The sequence below is a fragment of the Bacillus sp. CGMCC 1.16541 genome, from assembly GCF_003184905.1.
In the GTDB taxonomy this organism is placed as follows: Bacteria; Bacillota; Bacilli; order Bacillales; family Bacillaceae_H; genus Priestia.
On the sequence record NZ_KZ821207.1, the window covers coordinates 113,277 to 133,424 of the forward strand.

General features: G+C 37.6%; 26 protein-coding genes and 2 riboswitches. Of the genes, 13 read left to right on the forward strand and 13 right to left on the reverse strand.

The window, feature by feature from the left end; all coding sequences use genetic code 11:
• Nucleotides 1-103: 103 nt before the first annotated feature.
• On the forward strand, nt 104-1,006 hold the full coding sequence (locus DIS06_RS02435) for an alpha/beta hydrolase family protein (RefSeq protein ID WP_110111667.1): 903 nt from the start codon (nt 104-106) through the stop codon (nt 1,004-1,006).
• 38 nt (nt 1,007-1,044) lie between these two features.
• Here the strand turns inward: DIS06_RS02435 and DIS06_RS02440 are convergent, their stop codons facing one another.
• Nucleotides 1,045-1,455 (reverse strand): CPBP family intramembrane glutamic endopeptidase, encoded by a 411-nt coding sequence (locus DIS06_RS02440; protein ID WP_162595840.1) that lies wholly within the window; start codon nt 1,453-1,455, stop codon nt 1,045-1,047.
• Nucleotides 1,456-1,706: 251 nt separating this feature from the next.
• On the opposite strand from DIS06_RS02440, the gene DIS06_RS20300 reads away from it, so the two are divergent.
• Nucleotides 1,707-1,844 carry a DUF6254 family protein gene (locus tag DIS06_RS20300; protein ID WP_204166739.1) on the forward strand — a complete coding sequence of 46 codons (138 nt, stop codon included), beginning with the start codon at nt 1,707-1,709 and terminating at the stop codon, nt 1,842-1,844.
• A gap of 60 nt (nt 1,845-1,904) precedes the next feature.
• Here the strand turns inward: DIS06_RS20300 and DIS06_RS02445 are convergent, their stop codons facing one another.
• Nucleotides 1,905-2,624 carry a 3-ketoacyl-ACP reductase gene (locus tag DIS06_RS02445; protein ID WP_110111669.1) on the reverse strand — a complete coding sequence of 240 codons (720 nt, stop codon included), beginning with the start codon at nt 2,622-2,624 and terminating at the stop codon, nt 1,905-1,907.
• 127 nt (nt 2,625-2,751) lie between these two features.
• Nucleotides 2,752-4,077: a DUF2254 domain-containing protein gene (locus tag DIS06_RS02450; protein WP_162595841.1), complete on the reverse strand. Its 1,326-nt coding sequence runs from the start codon at nt 4,075-4,077 to the stop codon at nt 2,752-2,754.
• Nucleotides 4,078-4,223: 146 nt separating this feature from the next.
• Nucleotides 4,224-4,267: riboswitch (PreQ1 riboswitch) on the forward strand.
• Between the two features lie 173 nt (nt 4,268-4,440).
• Between DIS06_RS02450 and queC the strand changes: the two genes are divergently transcribed.
• The 5 genes from queC to DIS06_RS02475 all read left to right on the forward strand — a co-directional run bounded on the left by queC (nt 4,441) and on the right by DIS06_RS02475 (nt 7,753).
• Nucleotides 4,441-5,151, forward strand: a complete 711-nt coding sequence (gene queC / locus DIS06_RS02455; protein WP_110111671.1) for a 7-cyano-7-deazaguanine synthase QueC — start codon at nt 4,441-4,443, stop codon at nt 5,149-5,151.
• 3 nt (nt 5,152-5,154) lie between these two features.
• Nucleotides 5,155-5,598, forward strand: coding sequence for a 6-carboxytetrahydropterin synthase QueD (queD, locus tag DIS06_RS02460; RefSeq protein WP_110111672.1), 444 nt, complete (start codon nt 5,155-5,157; stop codon nt 5,596-5,598).
• Nucleotides 5,591-6,322, forward strand: coding sequence for a 7-carboxy-7-deazaguanine synthase QueE (gene queE / locus DIS06_RS02465; protein ID WP_110111673.1), 732 nt, complete (start codon nt 5,591-5,593; stop codon nt 6,320-6,322). The genes queD and queE overlap by 8 nt, the downstream gene beginning before the upstream one ends.
• Nucleotides 6,323-6,420: 98 nt before the next feature.
• Entirely contained in the window at nt 6,421-6,918 is a 498-nt protein-coding gene (gene queF / locus DIS06_RS02470) for a preQ(1) synthase (RefSeq protein WP_110111754.1), read from the forward strand.
• 133 nt (nt 6,919-7,051) lie between these two features.
• Nucleotides 7,052-7,753, forward strand: a complete 702-nt coding sequence (locus tag DIS06_RS02475) for an NAD(P)H-binding protein (RefSeq protein WP_110111755.1) — start codon at nt 7,052-7,054, stop codon at nt 7,751-7,753.
• A 52-nt stretch (nt 7,754-7,805) separates the two neighbouring features.
• Here DIS06_RS02475 and DIS06_RS02480 read toward each other — a convergent pair whose 3' ends face one another.
• Both DIS06_RS02480 and DIS06_RS02485 read right to left on the reverse strand, forming a co-directional pair.
• Nucleotides 7,806-8,018, reverse strand: a complete 213-nt coding sequence (locus DIS06_RS02480; RefSeq protein ID WP_110111674.1) for a hypothetical protein — start codon at nt 8,016-8,018, stop codon at nt 7,806-7,808.
• Nucleotides 8,019-8,508: 490 nt separating this feature from the next.
• Nucleotides 8,509-8,694, reverse strand: a complete 186-nt coding sequence (locus DIS06_RS02485; RefSeq protein WP_110111675.1) for a YkvS family protein — start codon at nt 8,692-8,694, stop codon at nt 8,509-8,511.
• A 312-nt stretch (nt 8,695-9,006) separates the two neighbouring features.
• Between DIS06_RS02485 and DIS06_RS02490 the strand changes: the two genes are divergently transcribed.
• From DIS06_RS02490 to DIS06_RS02505, 4 genes are all read left to right on the forward strand, one after another.
• A complete protein-coding gene (locus tag DIS06_RS02490; protein ID WP_162595842.1) occupies nt 9,007-9,882 on the forward strand; it encodes a patatin-like phospholipase family protein in 876 nt (291 codons plus the stop codon).
• Nucleotides 9,883-9,926: 44 nt separating this feature from the next.
• Nucleotides 9,927-10,121, forward strand: a complete 195-nt coding sequence (locus DIS06_RS02495) for a hypothetical protein (RefSeq protein WP_110111676.1) — start codon at nt 9,927-9,929, stop codon at nt 10,119-10,121.
• A 104-nt stretch (nt 10,122-10,225) separates the two neighbouring features.
• Nucleotides 10,226-10,552, forward strand: a complete 327-nt coding sequence (locus tag DIS06_RS02500; RefSeq protein WP_110111677.1) for a hypothetical protein — start codon at nt 10,226-10,228, stop codon at nt 10,550-10,552.
• A 319-nt stretch (nt 10,553-10,871) separates the two neighbouring features.
• Nucleotides 10,872-11,477: a cell wall hydrolase gene (locus DIS06_RS02505; RefSeq protein ID WP_110111678.1), complete on the forward strand. Its 606-nt coding sequence runs from the start codon at nt 10,872-10,874 to the stop codon at nt 11,475-11,477.
• Between the two features lie 60 nt (nt 11,478-11,537).
• Here DIS06_RS02505 and DIS06_RS02510 read toward each other — a convergent pair whose 3' ends face one another.
• The 8 genes from DIS06_RS02510 to DIS06_RS02545 form a co-directional block, all read right to left on the reverse strand.
• Nucleotides 11,538-11,906 carry a YueI family protein gene (locus DIS06_RS02510; RefSeq protein WP_110111679.1) on the reverse strand — a complete coding sequence of 123 codons (369 nt, stop codon included), beginning with the start codon at nt 11,904-11,906 and terminating at the stop codon, nt 11,538-11,540.
• A 231-nt stretch (nt 11,907-12,137) separates the two neighbouring features.
• Nucleotides 12,138-12,473, reverse strand: coding sequence for an iron-containing alcohol dehydrogenase (locus tag DIS06_RS02515; protein ID WP_275425412.1), 336 nt, complete (start codon nt 12,471-12,473; stop codon nt 12,138-12,140).
• A 42-nt stretch (nt 12,474-12,515) separates the two neighbouring features.
• Nucleotides 12,516-13,337 (reverse strand): MetQ/NlpA family ABC transporter substrate-binding protein, encoded by an 822-nt coding sequence (locus DIS06_RS02520; protein ID WP_110111681.1) that lies wholly within the window; start codon nt 13,335-13,337, stop codon nt 12,516-12,518.
• 62 nt (nt 13,338-13,399) lie between these two features.
• Nucleotides 13,400-14,065 carry a methionine ABC transporter permease gene (locus DIS06_RS02525; protein ID WP_110111682.1) on the reverse strand — a complete coding sequence of 222 codons (666 nt, stop codon included), beginning with the start codon at nt 14,063-14,065 and terminating at the stop codon, nt 13,400-13,402.
• Nucleotides 14,055-15,068 (reverse strand): methionine ABC transporter ATP-binding protein, encoded by a 1,014-nt coding sequence (locus DIS06_RS02530; protein ID WP_110111683.1) that lies wholly within the window; start codon nt 15,066-15,068, stop codon nt 14,055-14,057. The genes DIS06_RS02525 and DIS06_RS02530 overlap by 11 nt, the downstream gene beginning before the upstream one ends.
• An 87-nt stretch (nt 15,069-15,155) precedes the next feature.
• Nucleotides 15,156-15,261: riboswitch (SAM riboswitch) on the reverse strand.
• A gap of 402 nt (nt 15,262-15,663) precedes the next feature.
• The gene (locus tag DIS06_RS02535) at nt 15,664-16,440 is read right to left on the reverse strand and encodes a 3-hydroxybutyrate dehydrogenase (RefSeq protein WP_110111684.1); all 777 of its coding nucleotides are present in this window, start codon (nt 16,438-16,440) and stop codon (nt 15,664-15,666) included.
• 32 nt (nt 16,441-16,472) lie between these two features.
• Nucleotides 16,473-17,759: a GntP family permease gene (locus DIS06_RS02540; RefSeq protein ID WP_110111685.1), complete on the reverse strand. Its 1,287-nt coding sequence runs from the start codon at nt 17,757-17,759 to the stop codon at nt 16,473-16,475.
• A gap of 181 nt (nt 17,760-17,940) precedes the next feature.
• On the reverse strand, nt 17,941-18,132 hold the full coding sequence (locus DIS06_RS02545; protein WP_110111686.1) for a hypothetical protein: 192 nt from the start codon (nt 18,130-18,132) through the stop codon (nt 17,941-17,943).
• A gap of 187 nt (nt 18,133-18,319) precedes the next feature.
• On the opposite strand from DIS06_RS02545, the gene DIS06_RS02550 reads away from it, so the two are divergent.
• Together DIS06_RS02550 and DIS06_RS02555 are read left to right on the forward strand one after the other, a co-directional pair.
• Entirely contained in the window at nt 18,320-18,523 is a 204-nt protein-coding gene (locus tag DIS06_RS02550; RefSeq protein ID WP_110111687.1) for a hypothetical protein, read from the forward strand.
• A gap of 284 nt (nt 18,524-18,807) precedes the next feature.
• Complete coding sequence (locus DIS06_RS02555; RefSeq protein WP_110111688.1) at nt 18,808-20,133, forward strand: short-chain fatty acid transporter; 1,326 nt, start codon at nt 18,808-18,810, stop codon at nt 20,131-20,133.
• The last annotated feature ends 15 nt before the right edge of the window (nt 20,134-20,148 follow it).

The following is a 20,148-nucleotide window of genomic DNA, read 5'->3' on the forward strand; positions in this document are numbered from 1 at the left end:
AACACGTGCTGTCATATTTATCCTATCCATCCAACAATTCTAAGGGTAATTTGCCAAGCAAGGATTCATCCTAATGATATAGACAACCGAGGAGAGGTTCATATTGAAAAGGTGGAGCATCGTTGTATTACTTGCAGTGATTGGATTGTCATTAACGCTCTTTTTAAACCATGCAGAGAGCCGTGATGATTTTAAAAGGAAAATGTATCTTATGTCTCCATATGCGAGTCAAGTTGATGTGTATGAGTTAACGTACCCAAGTGATGGACTACAAATCAAAGGCTTTTTATTACAACCAAAAGACATCAAAAATAAACAATTGCCGCTGCTTGTCTACAACCGAGGTGGAAATCGAGATCACGGAGCGGTTAATAAAAGAACATTAGAATACTTGTCATCTTGGGCAGCAAAAGGCTATGTAGTGGTCACCACACAATATCGTGGTAATGGTGGAAGCGAAGGAGTAGAAACGTATGGGGGCGATGATATTCACGACGTTATCAACTTAATTCACTGGGCTGAATCGTTGCCGTATGTAAATGAAAATAAAAAAGTAGCCATCGGTTATTCTCGTGGTGGCATGATGACATACTTACTGATGAAGAATGATATTCAATTTGATGCTGTGGCCGTTGTGGCAGGTATTACGGATATGTTTCAATTTTATGAGCAAAGAGGAACCGAAATGAAGAGCGTTTTGCAACAGCTCGTTGGAGACCCCGTTCGTGATTATGACAAGTATACGAGTCGTTCTGTTATTTACTGGAGCGAAAAAGTCAATTCACCGCTTTTGTTACTGCATGGTGACCGAGATAAAAAAGTCCATCACACTCAAGCTCAAAAATTAGTACAACACCTTGAAAAACAAGGGAAAGAATATAAATTTATTGTATACAAAGGTGCAGATCATCCAATTAAAGCTTACTTTGATGAATACAACAAAGAAATTGACCAATGGTTTACCACTCATCTCAATCAAACGATTGAAAAAGAGGGAGCTTCATAAAATGGCAAAAGAGACCGTCATAAAAGGACGGTCCTTTTTCACTTGAGAGGAAAAAGATATAGAAGAAGAAGGTCAAACACCAAATGCGAAACGATGACAAATGGTAAGCTCTTTGTTTTTTCATATAAAGTCCCCCACACAATGCCACCAACAATCGCGGCAAGAAGAAGCAAAGGGTTAAGTGCATACACATGAACACTTGTATACAAAGCAGTCGCTATTAATATTCGAAGAGAGGGAGAAGAAAGAAATGCGAGCTTTTTGTAGAGGTATCCTCGCCAAACAATTTCTTCCCCGGGAATAATGAGTAGCAAAAGCGCAAGATGCTGCCACCATGTAGTAGGTGCAATCGACGCATAAAGAGCATCTACGTAAGGCTCAATCGAAAACGGTGTTAAAACGTATGAGCCAATTAAAAACAGTAAATATAAGAAAACACCACTACTCATACTTAACATCCACATAGAAAAAGGCAATTGAGAGACGCGTATGTATGGTCTTGACAGTATAATTAATAAGCCATAGACGATAGGGAACGTATACCAAAACGGAGTGACATCCCCAAAACTGAGATAAAAGCCAAGGTGTACAAGGCACACCAAACGAAAATATTTCACAATCTTCCACCTTTCTTTTAAGCATAATTATAAGCAGAGATGCCACTCTAATAAAGGAAATGATTGATAGGAGGATAAACAATATGACACAATCAAAAAAACAACAAGAGCGTCAATGGCGCGTAAGAAAAGAATCGCAAAACCCGACTCATGGTAAAGTGAAATCATTTGAAGAACTGGCTGAAGAATTAACACCAGCGACAGATCAACCGAAACAATAAAAAAGTAGGGTATGTCAAATGCACACCAGCGTGATTGTTTGACATACCCTATCTGCTTATTTATGGATTTGTAGACCACATTCCAGCCGATTTAATGAAGATGCGTGGATGTAGTTTTAATTGTGCCACCATGAATTCTGCTAAATCTTCTGGTTGCATGACTTTTTCAGGGTTACCATCTGTTAAGTTTTGGTCAATTGCTAAGTCTGTTGCCACTGTACTTGGTGTTAGGGCAGAAACACGAATGTTATGTTTGCGAACTTCTAATGCAAGAGATTCCGTTAAGCCTAATACACCAAACTTTGAAGCACTATAAGCACTTGTAACCGGTGCTCCTTTTTGACCTGCGGTTGATGACACGTTGATAATGTCTCCACTGTTCTTTTCAATCATTTGTGGTAAAACAGCACGTGTCACATAGTACACACCCATTAAGTTTACATCAATGATTTTCTTCCAATCCTCAGGATCAACTTCTAGGAATTTACCGAACTTTGCAATTCCTGCGTTGTTTACTAAAATATCGGTTGAACCAAGCTCTTCTTTTAACGAAGCAACTGCTGCTTCCACTTCTTGCATAGATGCTACATCTGCTGTTGCATAAGCTGCTTTTACACCAAGTGCTTCTACTTCTTTTACAACAGACTGTAAATCTGCTTCTGTGCGTGCGATGAGTCCGATATGTACGCCTTCTTTAGCAAGTGCAAGTGCTGTCGAACGACCAATACCCTTACCAGCTCCTGTGATAAGTGCAACTTTTCCTTTTAATGATTGTGTCATACATAAACTCCTTTCAAAAGTACATGATGAGTAATTATCTAATAAACCTGTAATGAAGTCAAAATGATTGCTTCACCTTATTTAGCATGCTACTTCTTTTATTGTGCATTCAAGAGTACTTGCTCATTTATAAACCTGTTCCTTTTGTGGATTTATGGCACACATGAGCAAGGTTTGCAATGAGTTCGTTCATGTACCTTTTATCTAGGGTTAACAGTGTATCAACTTGGATGCCTTCCACTATATATTCACTAAACTCCCATACCATTTCTCGAATCTCGTTATCGTTACTCTCTGCAATGACAATCAGTGCTTTAATGATACTACGGTTAACGGATACATCTTCTTTTGCATAGTGACGAATTTGATAAAAGCTTAAGTATAAGTAATCAAAAAAACGAGGACGTTGCATAATGACTCTTACCTTGTTATTTTCATCGTAATAGTAAGGTCGCGGAAGTTTCTTTTTACCAAGACGAGCCAAGATATTTCCGATCTGTTCAATACAGTTAATGGCAGTATTCGGATCATTGACAGCAGGTGAAATAGCTCTTAAAGCAATCTCCGCTAATTTTCGCAACCCAAACTCAACGTCTCGATAAGGCGCTCGTTGCTCCCCAATTAACACAGCATCTTGAAGTGATTTTTCCACATCTTCTTTTTTTCCTCCCCATATTGAAAATAAAGGAGAGTACTTATCTGTAAAATCTGGTTGTCGCTTATGTACTTTAATGACAATATCATGCTCAATGGCCACCCGTAAGAGCTGATCTGTATTAATGAACTCAATATACCCTGATATGGAAGGGGTAATTTCAACGGGATGTTGTTCATTGCTTTCGTTTAGGTCTGATTGTTCGAATGGAGCATCAATTCGCTCTGTTCCGCGGTCAGGATAATTTCCATCAATAATCTTTGTAGTAGCAGAGGAAATGTTGAAGATTAAATTTCCTACTTGAATCCAAGAAGCGGTATGATGAACGAAAAAAACGAAGACAGCTAAGCAAAAAATTGTCACGATAATGGCAAAGGTAGGTGCTAAAAATAGCTGTTGGTCGTTATCTTTCTTTAGCAGTAGCAATAAAATAACGGAGTAAACAAACCCGCCAATAAAGCTACCAAGCACACGCCGGGTATTATGATCGGTAATAAAGTTCTGAACTGTTCTTGGTGAAAAGTTCGATAAGAAAGTAGTAAGGACAACCAAAATAGACGAAAAAGTAATGGTTGTAATTGTGAGTAACGAAGTTGAAATCGAGCTTAGTACGGTTTGAGCCAAGTCTTTATCTGATAAAATGACTTTCGGTATGTACTTCATCCACGGTTCTTGCTTTGTAATAAAGTAATCAAACTGCATCGTTAACAAGGCTAATAAAAAAGCAACGACTCCATATAAAGTGGGTAAGTACCAAAAATTTGAGCGTAGTCGTTCAATCGTGTCGTTTAGTTTCATAAATACATGCCGTCCTCTCCTATCATTCATTTTCCTTATAACCATTCTTTGCAAAACTAAAACCTTTTTGAGTATAGTCTTTGCAAAAGCAATGTGGTATAGTAAACAAAGACAATTAAACAAAGAAGTCCGTACAACTCATTTGTGCGGGAGAGGTTCGCGAACTCCCTCTATAAAAAACTATAACCATTAATAAATGAGTGAATAATAGACACTGTCACTGTATACTGACACGGGTCTTTTTTAGTCTGTTTATGTATATACGCCTCTATGTGTGAAGGCTTATGTTTAATGGTGTTTAGTTGAAGGGAGATTGCTTTTAAGAAAGCAGTCTTTTTTTCGTATATAGACACGTTATAGAGAATGGTTCACGAATGCTTTTCCTTCTACAGAGTAAAAAGGAGATGGCGTAAAGTGAAACAAGAAAAAGCAGTTGTTGTTTTTAGCGGAGGTCAAGATAGCACAACTTGTTTATTTTGGGCGTTAAAGAATTTTAAAGAAGTAGAAACTGTGACGTTTCAATATGGACAACGACACAGTAAAGAAATTGAAGTAGCAAAAGAGATTGCAGCGGAACTAGGCGTTAAGCATACCGTACTAGATATGTCGCTATTGAGTCAGTTAGCGCCGAATGCGTTAACACGAAATGAAATTGACATTGAACATAACGAGGGTGATCTTCCGACAACATTTGTGGATGGACGTAATTTGTTGTTTCTGTCGTTTGCAGCGGTATTGGCTAAAAATGCAGGCGCTCGTCACCTGGTTACAGGGGTATGTGAAACAGACTTTTCTGGCTATCCAGATTGTCGAGATGTTTTTATTAAGTCTTTAAATGTCACGTTGAATTTATCAATGGATTATCAATTTGTCATTCATACGCCATTAATGTGGATTGATAAAGCAGAAACGTGGGGATTAGCGGATGAGCTTGGAGCTCTTGATTTTGTTCGTGAGCGTACATTAACGTGCTACAACGGGATCATTGCAGATGGCTGTGGTGAATGTCCGGCATGTTTACTGCGTAAGCGAGGTTTAAATGACTATCTACAACAAAAAGAAGAGGAGCGTTAAATCATGCTTCAGCAAATCTATCCACAAGTTTTTCATCATTATGAGTATGAATTGAATAAAGATATGCAGTTTGCAGCGGCACACTTTGTTCCCCATAAAGACGCAGGGAAATGCCAAAACATTCATGGTCATACGTATTTTGTGAACATAACAGTAGCAGGAGACGAATTGGATGAATCAGGATTTCTCGTTAATTTTGCCACGTTAAAAAAACTTGTATCAGGTCAATTTGATCACACGCTTTTAAATGATCATAAAGATCTTTTTAATGATCAACATTCGACTGATTTTCCGACAACGGAAGTCGTAGCGCGTAAAATTTATGAGCTCATTCAAGCTCATTTAAATCAATTAAAAAATAAGCCTGTGTGTGTTCAAGTATTTGTTCGTGAAACCCCTACAAGTTATGTTGTGTACCGACCAAAGCAGGTGAAGAACAATGGGTAATACGATTCCAGTTCTCGAAATTTTTGGGCCGACCATTCAAGGAGAAGGGATGGTTATTGGGCAAAAAACCATGTTTGTACGAACAGCAGGTTGTGATTATTCATGTAGTTGGTGTGATTCTGCATTTACATGGGACGGATCAGCAAAAGAAGACATTCGTCAATTAACAGCAGAACAAATTTGGACGGAGTTAACAGAGCTCGGTGGTGACGCATTCAACCATGTGACCATTTCAGGAGGAAACCCAGCCCTTTTAAAATCACTCGCATCTCTTATTGATTTGTTAAAAAAGTACGATATCAAAGTAGCCATTGAAACACAGGGAAGTAGATGGCAAGATTGGTTGCTAACTGTCGATGACTTAACGATTTCACCAAAGCCACCTAGTTCACAAATGACCACGAACTTTGATGTATTAGACGCCATCATTGATACGCTCGTACAAAATGGTCGTCAGAAACATGCAAGCTTAAAAGTAGTGGTGTTTGATGATTGTGACTTTACTTATGCTGAACAAGTTCATAAGCGTTATCCAATGCTTCCTTTTTATGTACAAGTAGGAAATGATGATGCAACAACGACGGATGATTCAACGCTTATTCAACACCTGTTACAAAAATATGAGTGGTTGATAGAGAAAGTAGTAGGGTCAAACAAGATGAATAATGCGCGCGTTTTACCTCAGCTTCATACGCTCGTATGGGGCAATAAACGTGGTGTGTAAACCTTTTCAAAAAATTTACAAATAAAATAAGAAAACATGTATTCACAAAATGATAAAACGCTGTTAGAATGACAAGCGAGGAAAGAGAGGAAACAATGATGTCAGGTCGTAAAAATGAAGAATTAGAGGGTGTTACGTTGCTTGGTAATCAAGGAACAAACTACTTATTTCAATACTCACCAGAAGTGATTGAAGTATTTGATAACAAACATCCAAACCGAGACTATTTTGTAAAGTTCAATTGTCCAGAATTCACAAGTTTATGTCCAAAAACGAATCAGCCAGATTTTGCGACAATTTATATTAGTTATATTCCAGATGTGAAGATGGTTGAAAGTAAATCATTGAAATTGTATTTATTTAGCTTTCGTAATCATGGTGATTTTCATGAAGATTGTATGAACATCATTATGAATGATTTAATTGAAGCAATGGATCCACGTTATATTGAAGTGTGGGGGAAATTCACGCCACGTGGCGGTATTTCGATTGACCCTTATGTAAACTATGGTCGTCCGGATACGAAGTATGAAAAGATGGCAGAGTACCGTATGATGAATCATGACTTATATCCAGAAACGATTGATAATCGATAATAAAAAGTATCTATAAGATAAACAAAGTGGCTGCCCCAAAGAGCGATACTTGAACGTTTCAATGAAGGAAGTTCAAGGAGAGGACGGGTCAGCCACTTTGACTGCAATCATAATGAACAAAGAAGGTGAAAGAATGTCGCAAAGATCAGCAGTAGTATTAGGAGCAAGTGGATTAGTAGGAAAAGAACTCTTGCAACTATTACTTCAAAGTAAACTTTATCAACATGTGACAGTTCTCGTTCGAAATGAGCTTCCATTTCAGCATGAGAAATTGCGTCAAGTGGTAGTTGATTTTGGACAATTAACGCAATATGAAGATGAGTTTGCCGTTGATGATGTGTATTGTTGTCTTGGAACAACAATGAAAAAAGCAAAAACAAAAGCAAAATTTATGAAAGTGGACTATGAATACCCATTATCAGCAGCGAAATGTGCTGAGAAAAAGAAAGCGAAAAACTTTCTAGCCATTACTGCGATTGGTGCAGACCTTCGTTCACCGTTTTTTTATAGTAAAGTAAAAGGACAAACAGAGGAAGATATTGCGAGTTTATATATTCGTTCAACACACTTCTTCCGTCCATCGTTATTGCTCGGAAAGCGAAACGAATTTCGTTTTGGTGAAAAAATAGGAGAATACTTCTTGAAAAGTTGTTCCTTTTTACTGATTGGTAAATATAGAAAGTATAAGCCAATTAAAGCGTGTAATGTTGCAAAATCGATGGTAGAAGCAGCTACACAAGATAAAGTAGGCGTTCACGTTCATGAAAGTAATGACATTTATACAGGTGAATGTTATTACTCCTTTACGAATGGAAAACGTGTATTATCGAAATAAAAAGACGCTGAGACAATTAGGGGAAAGAACTTCCCTGTTGTCTCAGCGTCTTTTAATTATTGTTGTTATCATCACCTGATGATTGATCACTCCAACTCGTATACGAGGTGCCATCATCCAATTCATCGTGATCATCATTGTCATCAACATAATCAACTATGTTTTTTTCCTTTTTACTTCCTAGTTTGTACTTGCGAAACAGTAATCCAAAAGCAAAAAATAAAACAGTTCCAAGACCAATTAAAAATAAAAGTGTATCAATCATTCTAACGCTTCCTTTACCTATCTCTTTGTTTGTATTGTGACAGGTATAGAAAGTTTGTTCAAGAAAAAGTTACGGCTAAAAATCTTTCCTTAAGGAAACTTTTTTAGCTTTGCTCATATAATGTACTAACTCTAGTAAAGAAGAAGGGTGAAAAAGGATGAAACAACAAGGAAGTAAAAAAGCTCAAAATTATGCGTATCTCATGTATAAGTTAGGACTGATTAACGAACAGCAAAAAAATGAAATTTGCAAGTCAAAATAAAGAGTGAAGGTAGTGAATGAGATACACCGAAGCGATAAAACAAAAAAAGAGGAAAAGAGCGCCTCCGATGTTTTGATCTGCAACACCTCTTGCCCATAAAGTACAGCCATACCAATGGATAGACAGGTGAGAGGTGTTACAGCTCAACATGTTTTTTCATCTTTAATTCAATCTCTTTTTAGTAATCGCTTTCAGAGATATGTGTAATGGAGAAATGATTACTAGGCTTTATAGGGTTTCTGCGATAATTTTATAATTCTTATGGTTTACCACAGTGCGTTGTTCAAGATCTAGTTCACGATAGTTACTCATGTATGTTAAATCTACAATCACAGAGTTTTCGTTTACTTTCTCAACAATACCTTTTAATCCTTGTTTAAATTCAATTATATTCCCTACTTGAGCAATGTTCATGTCAATCTCTCCTTTATAATTAAATAACGCTTCTATCCATACATAGACGATACGGTTACTAACAGAAATCATCTTAAAAATAGTAAATAAAATGGAAAAGATAACGCTTTCTTTTTAAGTACTAGTTTGAATGAAAAATGAAATGGAGTAAAGCGTTTTTTGACACCTATTCATTCCCTAATGATGTTTTCGACATTTATTTCTTAAAATCCTTCAAAAAAATACCAAATTATTCGAGTGTAATGGTCGACAAATAAATATGAATTCGATATATTACTCACATACAAATGATAAAAAGAGAAGGTGTATAAAATGATGAATTCCACAGGTCTGGTGTTAGAAGGCGGAGGAATGAGAGGGATTTACACAGCAGGGGTACTTGACTATTTTATGGAACAAGACTTTTATTTTCCCTACGTTATTGGTGTATCTGCTGGAGCATGTCAAGCTTCTTCCTATTTATCACGGCAGCATGGGCGTAATCGAAAAGTGAACATTGATTTTATTAATGACCCACGCTATTTATCGTTTCGTAACTACCTTCGAAATCGAGAAATGTTTGGTATGGACTTTGTGTTCAATGAAATCCCAACTTCTCTTGTTCCATTTGACTTTGATACGTTTCGAAACCGAAAAGAGAAGTTTGTCATTGGTACAACTGATTGCATAACTGGAGAACCTGTTTATTATGATGATTATAAAGAGGACGTATTAACGATTATTCGAGCTTCAAGCTCTTTACCGTTTGTGGCACCGATTGTTGAATACGACGGACGTAAATTACTAGATGGAGGTATTAGTGACCCAATCCCTTTAAAAAAATCAGAGCAAGATGGAAATACTCGAAACGTTGTAGTGTTAACTCGCAATCGAGAATATCGAAAGAAAAAATCATCAATGTTTTGGTTAGCAAAGCGCTCTTATCGACAGTATAAGGGGCTGCTTCATGCGATGGAAAATCGTTACGCACGTTATAATGAAACGCTTGATTATATTGAAGAACAAGAGAAACAAGGAAACGTCTTTGTTATTCGACCACAATTACCTTTACAAGTAGGGAGAATGGAGAAAAATCCGTTAAAACTAGAAGCTCTGTATGAGCAAGGTTATAAAGAAGCACAAGCGCAACATGAAGCATTAACAAAGTGGTTACAACTAGAAGTAAGTGCGTCTTATTCAAAAACTTGATATAATGCAAATCAGGAAATGTCATCATATTTGAGGTGGTTAAGTTGGATCAACAACAATCAACACAATTAGTCAATCAACTAAAAGACGGAGAAATCAAAGAGTTTAGAGTTTCTAAAGACGATTTTTTAGAATTTAGAAAAACACTTGTTCAGCGTGAAGATTTTAAACACTTTCGAGGAATCGCTCAGCGAGGTGGAGATGTGATTTATCGCTACTTAGAAACACCGCGTAGCTAATCCTTGTTGAATGAGAAATAAAAGATGCGTTCTCGTGTAAAAAGTGATAGATTAAAAGTAATAAATACTTGCAAGCTTGTAAGTATGTTTAGAGGAGGGATTTGATGGACGATTTTCGTAAAAGTACATCACCGTTTTACTTTGCAGATTATATTTGGAAAAATGAACGTGGTGAGACGACATACGGGATGTTATTAGTAAACCGCCCGGACACATTTGAAAGTCATGACCTCCATTCTTTATTAAAGGAAGCTTATACTGAGCAAAAGAAAGTAGAATTGACCACTGTTTATGATAACAGAGAACAATTTCTCAAAGGGTATGTGCTTCATTTAGCAGATGAAGGTGATGTATTTACCTTTATGGATGATACAGGTGCAAAACTGGTTATTGATTTTTATGATGTAGTTGAAATAGAGATCTTTGATTAAGGTGTATCAATAGAGCAGAAAGCGCAAATGATACACCTTGCAAAGCCCCCAGCTGACAAATCTAGCCCACATACAATGGCTAGAGAGCTGGGGTTTTGTTTTAAGCATTTGATGAACAATGAGTGAAATGGAAAATAGATACATAAGTTACCTGTTAAATGGATGTAATATGACGGTGGTATGTCATTATGTCACACAAGGAGATAAGCTGTTACATTTTACATGAAATGAACATAAATGTTATCGTTTTTTTCAATGAAATGGTCCAAGTCCTATGTTAAAGTATGAGCATACGACTTTTCAGGAGGGATTTTACTCTATGAAAAAAGGTAACATACGAAATTTAGTCGTCACATCGGCGGCGGCTTTTTCCTTTTTTAGTGTACATAATGAAGCGAAAGCAAGTACGGAACACAAAGTCGAAAAAGGGGAAACTCTTTGGGCACTTGGACAAACATACGGTGTATCCATTGATCATATTAAAGAAGCAAATAGTCGACAATCAGATACCATTTACGCAGGTGAATCGTTAACCATTCCGAGCAGCGATGCGTATAGTTCTGAAGAAATTCATTTATTAGAGCGTGTCGTTGAAGCGGAAGCAAAAGGTGAGCCTTATGAAGGGAAGGTTGCTGTTGCAACCGTTGTGTTGAATCGAGTGGACTCATCAGAATTTCCAAATTCCATTACAGATGTCATCAACCAAAAAATTCCTAACGGTGCCTATGCTTTTACACCGGTTCAAAACGGTACAATTAATAATTCACCTTCAGAAGAATCAAAACGAGCGGTTCAAGAAGTCATTTCAGCTCCGAATCGCTCAACCGAGTCTCTTTACTTTTACAATCCAGACATTGCAACAAGTGATTGGATTCGTACGAGAGAAGTAGTGGAAAAAGTTGGTAATCATGTATTTGCAAAATAAAAAAGTCGTGAAAAAACCGCTCGTTACATCTCGTGTAAAAAGATGTAACGAGCGGCTTTTTTAGTCTTCAATGAAAATGTCAATGTCTTCGCTACCTTGACTACCTGTTAGCACAAGACCGATGTCAGTATCAGCTTCTAAGTTTTGAACAATGGTAAACGGTACGTTATGAGCATTTGCTACTTGAATGTATTTAGATAAATGACTGTATGAAATCGTGCCGTTTAAGAAAAGCTGTCCGTCTTGTACGTTCTTTATTTTAGACACCACTTGTTCGTACGGTTGTGCTTTCATCACTTGTCCTTTTTTTAAAGCTATTTCAATACGCTCACGAAGAGTCGTTAAGTAGTAGCGGCGTTCATCAGGTTTTGTTTCCTTTGCTCCGTGTATTCCACGCTCTAAGTATTCATCAATGTTGTTTCTTTCCATGCGTATCACTCCTATTGTCATCTCTTCAAACGTGTGACTGGCTTTCATCTACACCTTACTCGTTTTACCCGCTTTTCGCTAATAATATGCAAAATTACTTAAGGAGAGTGGAGTGCATGTGTTTCAATGAACGTCTCTAACTGAATCATCGCTTCATACACTTGAGTGGCTGTAATGGAAAAAAACTGAGCGTAAATCGCTTCTCCTTCTTTTACAGAAGCATGAGCAATTTTATGGACGAGGTTTTTCGTCGTTTGGTGAGAGCCCAAGCGTTTTAAGAGAATAAGGTAGTTTAATCGTTTGAATTAAAATGACATCAATGTTTGTTTCGTTTCCAACGGCTTTTGCTAAATCAAGCACTTTCCCGCCACCTACGCCAATGATTACATCTACTTGTAAAGATTGCGCATCATCATGTAGTCGTCTCACCTCTTCAAAAGAGCATTCGCCTTTGTAACTACGATAATATGGTTGCACAGTACAAAATTCGGAAATAAAAGGTTGAGCTGCATTCCATGCTTTTTCCCCGTGTATAAATAATGCTCGTCTCATTCCTTGCCTCTCAATAAAAGGAAAAGCAACGCCGCAACGTTGCTTTTTTCCTCTTTGTTAATTCATCCACTCAGGTTTTCCGAAACCTTTGAACTCATTGTCAATCACTTTTTCAAACTCGTCAGATTCTACAACCGCTTTTAGGTCTTTTGTAAAAGTTGCATCAAGATCTTTTGTGTTAACAACAACACGATTTCGATAATCATCAGGCATTTCTTCTAATTGAAGTGCATCTAGTAAATCCATTTTGGCTGCAAGTGCGAAGTTACCTGGAACAGCTGATAAATCAACACTTTCAACGGCACGAGGAAGTTGAGCCGCTTCAATCGGTTTAAACGCAATCTTTTTTGGATTTTCTACAACATCTTTTTCAGATACTGTTAATGGGTTTGCTTCTTCACTTAATGTAATAAGCTTTGCTTCTTCAAGCATCTTTAATGCACGTGCCATATTTGTTGGGTCGTTTGGAACGGCAATTGCTGTTCCTTCTTTGATTTCATCAAGCGACTTATATTTGTTTGAATAAATACCCATTGGTGCAGTAGGAACGACAACGACTTCTGATAAATCTAATTTATTTTCTGTTGCAAAAGACTCCATGTATACTTTGTGTTGAAATAAGTTCGCATCAATTGAGCCATTTCCTAATGATTTGTTTGGTTGGATATAATCACTAAACTCAACAACCTCAACTTTGTATCCTTTTTCTTCTAATCCAGGCTTAATTGCTTTTGTTACCATGTCACTGTAAGGGCCTGTTGTTGCGCCAATTTTAATTTCTTTCTTTTCACTAGATGAAGAACTTTCTTCGTTGTTTCCACAAGCTGCTAGAGCTGTAAGACTTAATAGTAGAATAAGTGCAAATAACCATTTTTTCATGTTTGTTTCCCTCCGAATTTTAACAGTAAAAAGCGTTTTAGTGCTAAAGAGTTATGGTGTCATTATCGTTTGTCCACGACACGAGCAAGTTTATCTCCTGCAAATTGAATGACTTGAACTAAACAGATTAATACAATAACGGTTGTAATCATGACGGTGTTGTCATAACGGTAATAGCCGAATCGAATGGCTAAATCTCCAACTCCACCACCACCAACAATCCCTGCCATCGCTGAATAACCAATTAAGCTGATCGTTGTAATGGTAACACCTTGGATAATCCCAGGCTTTGCTTCTGGTAATAACACATCTTTTATAATCATCCACGGTGAAGCACCAACTGCAATGGATGCTTCGATTACTCCTTTATCAACTTCACGTAAAGACGTTTCAACAATACGTGCGAAGAAAGGGATAGCAGCGACTGATAAAGACACAGAGGCGGCTGTAGGCCCAATTGTGGTTCCTGTAATCACTTGTGTTAATGGAAGAAGTGCCACTAACAAAATAATGTAAGGAATGGAGCGAACGATGTTGACAAAAAAGCCTAACACTTCTTTTAACATACGATTCTCTAAAAACAAATTTCGATCTGTTACAAAGAGGAGAACACCAATTGGTAAACCAATAATCAAAGAAATCACCAGTGAAATTCCCACCATATATAACGTTTCAATGAATGCTTTATTTAAATCAGGTAACAGAGCAATGATGGCATCAAGAGACATGAGAAATCACCTCCAAATCATGTGTTCGCTCATGTAAATAGTGAATTGCTTTTTCAATCTCATCAGGTTGTCCGATAAGTTCCATAATAAAAACGCCGAGAGGAACACTTTGGATATATTCAATCTTCCCGTGGAGGATGTTTCCTTTCACTTTAAAAGATTGAAGAGCGTCAGATACGACTGACTCACCGGCCACAGCGCCTTGAAATTGAATTTTAACCACTTTTCCTTTGGTCTCACTTAATAAATGCGCAGGGATCTCGAAGTCTAGGACACTTGAAATAAATTGTTTTGTTAAGTGGGCTTGCGGACGAGCGAAAATGTTGTATACAGGTCCTTCCTCCACAATTTTTCCATCTTGCATAACAGCTACACGGTGGCAAATGTCTTTTACGACTTCCATCTCATGTGTAATTAAAACAATGGTTAATCCAAGCTCGCGATTGATTTTTTTCAAGAGCTGTAAAATAGATTTTGTTGTAGTTGGATCTAAAGCAGAAGTTGCTTCGTCGCATAGTAGCACTTTTGGGTTGTTAGCTAATGCACGAGCAATCCCCACGCGTTGCTTTTGACCACCACTAAGTTGAGAAGGGTACACATCTTTTTTATCCGATAATCCAACCATTTCAAGTAGCTCAATGACACGTTTATTAATTTCATCTTTTGATAGTTTGGCTGCCTTCAAAGCGAAAGCAATATTTTCAAAAACTGTTTTAGAACTTACAAGATAAAAATGTTGGAAAATCATGCCGATCTTTTGTCTTGCTTCTCGTAATTTTTTTTCAGGTAATGTCGTTAAATCAATTCCGTCAATGATAATGTGACCGGATGTAGGCTTTTCTAGTAAATTTAAACAGCGTAATAACGAACTTTTACCAGCACCACTATAGCCAACAATGCCGAATATTTCGCCTTTTTCAATTGTGACAGATACATGATCGACTCCTGTCACGGTTCCTTTTTTCGTTATGTATTCTTTGTGTAGGTTTTGAACCTCAATCAATTTCTTCACTCCTTTGAATCTAGGTGTCTGCATCATCGATGAAAAAAGAAAAGCCTCTTTCTAAAAGAGGCATCGCTTTATATAAACGACTTATCTTTCAGAATAAAATCATTCTGCAGGAAGTAGCACCGTTCCACTAGGGGAGGTTGCTGGACATCGTAGGGCCTGGTCCCTCTGTCACTCTTGATAAGTATCTTATTCATTTTTTTTGAGATAATTGAATCATAATTCCTACTAAACAGATTGTCAATAGATAACAGTAAGATTATTTTAAATAGTATAGAATATTCCTATTATTAATTTAAGTATTGAAGTTTGAATGAAAATAGGGTTTAATAGAAATAGATACAAATTGTTACAACGATTATATTTTTTTAACGCTTAATGTAAGCGATTTCAGTTTTCGTTACATATGCAACTACGTTTGGGGAGACGATAGTTGTTCTGTCATTGATATGAGCGTGCATTGCTTTCTATAAAAGGGGATTATATAGAGGGAAATATTTCGGTCAAAAAGGGTAAAAATAGAAAAGAAAATAATCGTTGTAACAAAAGGGGAAAAAGAAAGGCATGCCATCGTTGCATGCCTTTCTTTTTATTGAGCTGTATATCCGCCATCCATGACAACGGCTTGTCCTGTTACACCTTTTGCTTTGTCACTTGCTAAAAACAGTGCATAATCCGCAATTTCATCTACAGATAACAGTCGTTGTTGAGGAACCAGTGGATAAATCACTTGTTCCAGTACTTTTTCTAGCGGGATTTTTCTTGTATTTGCAAGATCTTGTAGTTGGTTTCTCACAAGTGGTGTGTCTACATAGCCAGGGCACAGAGCGTTGACAGTAATGCCGTCAGCTGCACCTTCTAGAGCTGATACTTTCGTAAGACCAATGACTCCGTGTTTAGCACTATTATAAGCTGCTTTTCCGGCAAATCCAATGAGTCCATTGATAGAAGACATGTTGATAATACGGCCAAATCCATTTTTCTTCATTAGTGGAAATACATGCTTTGTTGCTAAGAATGGAGCAGTTAACATAATTTTAATTAATAGTTCAAACTTTTCGGTTGGAAACTCTTCAATTGGTGCAACATGTTGCATTCCGGCATTATTGATTAAAATGTCTAACGAACCAAAATGAGAGTGTGTTTCGTCTAGCGCAGCTTTTATGTCTTCTTCATTTGTTACATCACATTTAACGCCAATAACATCATAGCCTTTATCTTTTAGTTGTTGCGCTGCTTTTTGAACCCCTTCGTCATTAATATCAGATAGGGCTACTTTTGCACCATTTTCCGCAAATCGTTCTCCAACTTCAAATCCAATTCCTTGTGCAGCTCCTGTAATAAACACCACTTTATCTTTTACCATGTGAAACTCCTCCTTTATGAACAATGGATTGATTACATAATACCTAAGCTAGCTAAAATAATGGCGACAACAACAGCAACTGTTGGGATTAAGAGTGCAACAACTGCAATGTCCTTGTACGAATCTTTATGAGTTAATCCTGTTACAGCAAATAGCGTTAATAAAGCACCGTTATGAGGCAAGATGGAAGCACCAGATGCAAGAGCCGCGATACGGTGAAAAGCAGCCGCATCCATTCCAGTTGATTGAGCCAACTGATAGTATTGATCGCCAAGTGCTTCAAGCGCAATTCCCATTCCTCCAGACGCAGATCCTGTAATCATCGCTAGTACCTGCACAGCAACTGCTTCTGAAATCAAGGGATTTCCTTTAATGCCAAGAAGCAAATCGGTTAATGTCTCAAAGCCAGGGGCAGCTGTAACAACAGAGCCAAACCCAACGGCTGCACTCGTGTTGATTAGTGCCATTACAGAGCCAGATGCGCCTCCGTTTACGGCTTTAATGAACGACTTGTATTTCTTAATGTTAAAAAGCATAATGGCCAGTGATCCAACAATTAAAGAGGGAATGATGTCCCATTTAAACACATTTAGTGTAATGACAACAATCACCAGTGGTAAGAACGATAGAATCCAGTTTGGTAATTCTGATTCGTTTACTTCTTTTACTTCTTGTCCACCTTTAGGTTCGTCGTATGTATCACCAGCTTTTGTTAATCGCCCTTCTCGCCACTTTAAATAAAAATACCCACCGACCGCCATGATTAATGCCGCGACAATTCCCATAATGGGTGCAGCGATAGGCGACGTTTTAAAATAAGGAATTGGAATTAAGTTTTGAATTTGGGGAGTACCGGGTAAAGCAGTCATTGTGAACGTAAAAGCTCCTAAAGCAAATGTCCCAGGTAATAATTTTCGCGAAATATTTGCTTGGCGAAAGAGAGCAATCGCTAACGGATAAATAGCAAATACAACAACGAACAAGCTTACACCACCATACGTTAAAACCGCAGCGGCGATTAAAACACCAAGAATCGCTCTTTTTTCACCTAAAATTTTTGTAATACGAAATGCAACAGATTGAGCTGCTCCTGTATCCTCCATTAGTTTTCCAAAAATAGCTCCCAATAAAAAGACAGGAAACCACTTTTTGGCGAAGTCAACAAAGCCTGTCATGTAAGTTTCTGTATAAGCAGGCAGTAAATCTAACCCGCTTAGTAACGCCACAACAGCTGAAACGAGAGGAGCAATCCAAATAATTGACCAACCTAAGTAAGCGAGAATCATTAATAAAACTAGGCCCACAATAATACTAAGCATAGAGGTCCTCCTTGTAAGTAAGTAGTTAAAAAAGGAAGAAAAGACTTTCTATAGCTTGTGTTATTTTATGCAATATATGTATGAAGAAGAAAATTTAAATAAACGGAAAAGGAGCCCGAAAAGGAGGGCTCCTACAAAGAGTTGAAATTGTCCTATCAATGCATCCTTTTTGAGAACTGTCTTACTTAATGTCTAACTCGTGTGCTTTTTGCTTTGCTTTTTCAATTTTCTTTTCACGTTCCATCACTTTGCCAATCGGATACGTTGTATGAGGGGTCATTTTTGTTTGGCGGCGTTTATTTAATCGATCGACTATAAAGTCAACAATGAGTAGAATCAATGCAAGCAAGATAATTATCATCCAGCCATTCATGTACATTCCTCCCTAAAACTCGTTATAAAACTTTTCCCGTTTCGCTCTTTTTTTAAACCATCATAGGACAAACGTGGAGAAAATTTGAAAAGGAGTGGACAAATGCCCACTCCTTCAAGTTGGTTTGTGCATATGTAATAGTGTAGTAGGTTTCCCATAAGACTATGAGAAGAGGGAGGAACGAAATATGCAGCAATTTGATGCAAGACGTCCAATCGGTTGGGGAGGTCGTCCAGGTTGGGGATGGGGTCCCCGTCCAGGATTTGGCTTTGGTGGTCCATTTGTTGGAGGATTAGTAGGAGGGTTAGTTGGTAGTGCACTTGTCACACCAAATTATCCAGGCTATTACCCGTACTATCCATCACCATATCCATATTATCCTTATTATTAATGAACAGGAGCTAAAAAAGCTCCTTTTTTTATGTTCATTCATGCACGACTCACTCTCTATTATTGCAAAAACAGAGCTTTGTGTTCTGCCGAAATGATTGATTAACAAGGATAAAAGTCACGTGATGCAAGAAAGACGATGTAGGTAATTTCTTTTAATGAACTATGAATTTTATGAAGGATTTTAGATGAAAAAGTCGAATTATTTAGTAGAGTTGGAAAATTCAACTTTCTTAAGGGGGTTTACGTCATCGGTTGTCTGACAACAAACAAAGGGGGAGAAACATGAAGTACATAATTTCATTATCAAATCGAATTATGCAAAGGTATTTGCCAGATCCGTTTTTATTCGTTATTTTGTTAACGCTTACGGTATTTGGTTTTGCGCTCGTACTAACAGATAGTACACCAATGAATATCGTTCAATATTGGGGAGAAGGATTTTGGGGATTGCTTGCTTTTTCGATGCAAATGGTGCTCGTTCTTGTAACAGGGCATGTTCTTGCTAGTAGCCCGTTTTTTAAAAAGGGGCTTGGTCAACTGGCTTCCTTACCATCGACTCCTGGTCAAGCGATCATTTTAGTAACTATCGTGTCTTTATTAGCAAGTTTTATTAACTGGGGGTTCGGTCTTGTTATTGGGGCTTTATTTGCAAAAGAGCTCGCTCGAAAAGTAGATGGAGTGGATTATCGCTTACTGATTGCGAGTGCTTATAGTGGTTTTGTGATTTGGCATGGTGGATTATCAGGTTCAGTCCCACTAACCATTGCAACGCCAGGACACTTTTCTGAAGGGTTAATTGGTGTTATTCCAACAGGTGAAACCATCTTTGCTACATATAATTTAATCATTATTGCAGCTCTTTTCATTACAATTCCATTAGTCAATCGACTGATGATGCCTGCTAAAGATCAAACCATTACAGTGGATAAATCATTATTAGAAGATGGAGAAAGTCTGCAAGCAGCAAGCATTGAAGCATCTGCATCCACACCATCTGAAAAGTTAGAGAATAGTCGAGTATTATCAATGCTCATTGGTATCGCAGGGGTGTCTTTTTTAGTTTATTATTTTACAAACAACGGATTTAAGCTGAATCTAGACATTGTCAATTTTTTATTCTTATTTTTAGGAATTCTCCTTCACGGCACACCTCGACGCTTTTTGGAAGCGGTCACAAATGCAGTGAAAGGAGCAAGCGGTATTATTATTCAGTTTCCATTCTATGCAGGTCTAATGGGTATTATGGTCTCATCTGGATTAGCAAACGTCATTTCAGAGGGATTTGTATCCATCTCAAATAGTGTGACATTCCCAGTCTTTGTTTTTTGGAGTGCAGGAATTGTCAACTTCTTTGTTCCATCAGGAGGAGGGCAATGGGCTGTACAAGCACCGATTGTGTTAGAAGCAGCTCAAAATCTTGGTGTGCCTGTATCAAAAGCAGCAATGGCAGTTGCTTGGGGAGATGCATGGACAAACTTAATTCAACCGTTCTGGGCATTACCTGCACTTGCCATAGCAGGCTTAAAAGCAAAAGATATCATGGGATACTGTGTCATTCTTCTTTTCGTAACAGGTATTATTATCTCACTAGGGTTTTTAATCGGATAAGAAAAATAAAAGGCT